This window comes from Streptomyces recifensis, from assembly GCF_002154615.1.
In the GTDB taxonomy this organism is placed as follows: Bacteria; Actinomycetota; Actinomycetes; order Streptomycetales; family Streptomycetaceae; genus Streptomyces; species Streptomyces griseoluteus.
In genome coordinates, this window is record NZ_MUNH01000638.1 from 1 (window position 1) to 2,666 (window position 2,666).

The 2,666-nt window shown below is 73.9% G+C and carries 3 protein-coding genes and 1 pseudogene; 1 reads left to right on the plus strand and 3 read right to left on the minus strand.

The genetic code is table 11. From position 1 onward, the window contains the following. The coding region (locus CCN33_RS27520) for a glutathionylspermidine synthase family protein (RefSeq protein WP_086696127.1) at positions 1–972 on the minus strand (972 nt) is incomplete at its 3' end. A gap of 17 nt (positions 973–989) precedes the next feature. Then, the gene (locus tag CCN33_RS27525; protein WP_086696128.1) at positions 990–1,343 is read right to left on the minus strand and encodes a hypothetical protein; all 354 of its coding nucleotides are present in this window, start codon (positions 1,341–1,343) and stop codon (positions 990–992) included. A gap of 116 nt (positions 1,344–1,459) precedes the next feature. Between CCN33_RS27525 and CCN33_RS27530 the strand changes: the two genes are divergently transcribed. Continuing rightward, complete coding sequence (locus tag CCN33_RS27530; RefSeq protein ID WP_086696129.1) at positions 1,460–2,335, plus strand: DMT family protein; 876 nt, start codon at positions 1,460–1,462, stop codon at positions 2,333–2,335. Between the two features lie 42 nt (positions 2,336–2,377). Here CCN33_RS27530 and CCN33_RS27535 read toward each other — a convergent pair. Then, positions 2,378–2,666, minus strand: a pseudogene (locus tag CCN33_RS27535) (PLP-dependent aminotransferase family protein); the annotation flags it as partial.

The window sequence follows — 2,666 nt, forward strand, 5'->3', positions numbered from 1 at the left end:
GCCCTCGCCCTCGCGGCCGAGCAGCGGCTTGGCGGCGTAGCCGGTGGTGGCGGCCAGCTCGCGGGGGCCGTCCAGGTAGGCCGGGAGGAGGCTGGGGTGGCCGGGGTACAGCTCCCAGAGGATCGCCAGCAGGGCCTTGTTGCTGAGCAGCATCTTCCAGGCGGGCTCGATCCACAGGGTGCTGCCGGTACCGCCGCCGTTGTCCAGGGTGTCCAGGACGTGCCCGGCGAATTCGTCGGTGGTGAGCCATTCCCACGGGTACAGCTTGAAGATCGCCCGGATGAACTTCAGCCGGTTGTCCACGAAGCGTCCCGAGAGCGTGTCCCAGCCGATCTCCTCCATGGAGAGCCAGTCGGTGTCGAGCCCGGCCTGCTCGGCGGTCTCCTTGAGGTAGGCGACCGTCATCAGGTCCTCGCCGAGTTCGTCGGCCGAGGAGTGCGCGAAGTGCAGCGGGCCGGGCGGGAGGAGCCCCGCCTGCCTGCGCCAGGTGTCGACCAGCCGCTCGTGCAGCGAGTTCCACTGGTCGGCGCCGGGGAAGCGCTCCTCCATCCAGAACCACTGCGCGGACGCGGCCTCCACCAGCGAGGTCGGGGTGTCCGCGTTGTACTCCAGCATCTTCGCCGGGCCGGTGCCGTCGTAGTGCAGGTCGAACCTGCCGTACAGGGACGGGAGTTCGGCACGCCGGTGCCAGGACTCGGTGACGGCGGCGGCCACGCGGGGGTCGGTGATGCCGAGGTCGGCGAGCCGGCCGCGCTCCACCAGGTGCCCGGCGGCGGCCAGGCACATGGCGTGCAGTTCCTCGACGGTCTCCTCCAGCGCCTCGACCTCGGACAGCGAGAAGACGTAGTGGGCGCTCTCGTCCCAGTAGGGACGCAGCGAGCCGTCGGGGTGGCGGGTGAGCGGGTAGACGATCCCCTGTTCCTCGACGGTGCGCTGCCAGTCGGGACGGGGCGTGATCGTACGGCGTTCCATCGCTGCGGCCCGGCCGGTCAGCCGCCGGAGCCGCCGTGGCCGCCGCCGAAGCCGCCCCGGTGCACGCTGTGGCTGTCGTCGTCGCCCGACCGGCCGGAGCCGCTGCCGGACTTGCGGGGCGGGGTGAAGGAGCCGCTGCGGACCCAGGAGCCCTTCTTCTTGCCGCCGTAGTAGTAGGCGCCGCCACCGGAGCCCGACTTGCAGTTCTTGTCGGAGACGACGTGGTAGCCCTTCGCCACGTTGTAGCTGTCGCGGTCCACACAGCGCTTGTCCGGGTCGGACGAGGAGCAGGCGGTGAGGGCGGCGGCGAGCAGCCCCATGCCGCCCAACACGACTGTGGTGGAGCGCAGTTGTACGCGGGTGTCGGCCATGTTCTCTTCTCCCCGTGGGTGGTGCGTTCGGCAGTCAGCCTAGAGACAGGTGTGAGTTTCCGGCAGGGCACCCCCACGTACGCCTGTTCCCCTAGAGTCGCTTTGTGCTTTTTGGAATGGTGTGCGCGCTCGGCGCGGCGGTCTGCTTCGGTACGGCCACGGTCCTTCAGGCGGTGGCCGCGCGGACGGCCGGAGAACAGGGTGGCGGGGAGGCGGCGCTGCTGCTGCGGGCGGTACGGCAGTGGCGGTACGCGGCGGGACTGGCGCTGGACGGGCTCGGCTTCGTGTTCCAGATCCTCGCGCTGCGGTCGGTGCCGATCTACGCGGTGGGCGCCGCGCTGGCCGCGAGCCTCGCGGTGACGGCGGTGGTCGCGGCGCGGCTGCTGCGGGTCCGGCTGAGCGGACCGGAGTGGGCGGCGGTCGGCGTGGTGTGCGCGGGGCTCGCGCTGCTCGGGCTGGCCTCGGGTGCGGAGGGCGACCGCAGCGGCCCGGCCTGGCTGCCGTACGCGCTGCTCGCGACGGCGGCGGGGGTACTGCTGCTCGGCGCGGTGGGCGGCCGGCTCCCGGGACGGCCGCGCGCGCTGCTCCTCGGGCTCGGCGCGGGGTGCGGCTTCGGGGTGGTGGAGGTGGCGGTCCGCCTGGTCGGCTCCCTTCGCCCGTACGCCCTGTTCACCGACCCGTCCCTCTACGCCCTGCTCCTCGGCGGCGGTGCCGCCTTCCTGCTCCTGACCTCGGCGCTGCAGCGCGGCTCGGTCACCACGGCCACGGCCGGGATGGTCCTCGGCGAGACCCTGGGCCCGGCGGCGGTGGGCGTGCTCTGGCTGGGCGACCGCACGCGGGCGGGACTCGGACCGCTCGCGGTGCTGGGGTTCGTCGTGGCGGTGGCGGGGGCACTGATGTTGGCGCGGTTCGGGGAGGCGCCGGGGGCGGAGCCCGAGGGTGACGGCGCGGCCGCTGCCCGGGACGGCGCGGACACCGCGTCCGTGGGCTGACCGACGGGGGCGCCCGCCTCGCGCACCGCGTCCCCGAGCGGGTCACGGCAGTGCCCGGCACAACGCCTCCAGGACGGTCGGCCAGGTGCTGTCGGGCGGGGTGCCGTAGCCGACGACGAGCGCCTCCAGCGGTTCGGCGACCGCCAGTCGGTGGCGGTAGAAGCCGAGGCCGTGCAGCGCGAGCCCCTGCCAGTGGGCGGCCTGCACGACCGCCTGCTCGGTGCCGGGCGGCAGCCGCAGCACCGCGTGCAGCCCAGCAGCGATCCCGGTGACCGTCACCTCCGGCGCCCGGTCGGCCACGGCGGCGGCCAGTTGGTCCCGGCGGCGCCGG

Coding starts and splice junctions, on each gene's coding strand:
- CCN33_RS27525 (WP_086696128.1), bottom strand. CDS start 1,343: ATGGCCGACACCCGCGTACAACTGCGCTCCACCACAGTCGTGTTGGGC.
- CCN33_RS27530 (WP_086696129.1), top strand. CDS start 1,460: ATGGTGTGCGCGCTCGGCGCGGCGGTCTGCTTCGGTACGGCCACGGTC.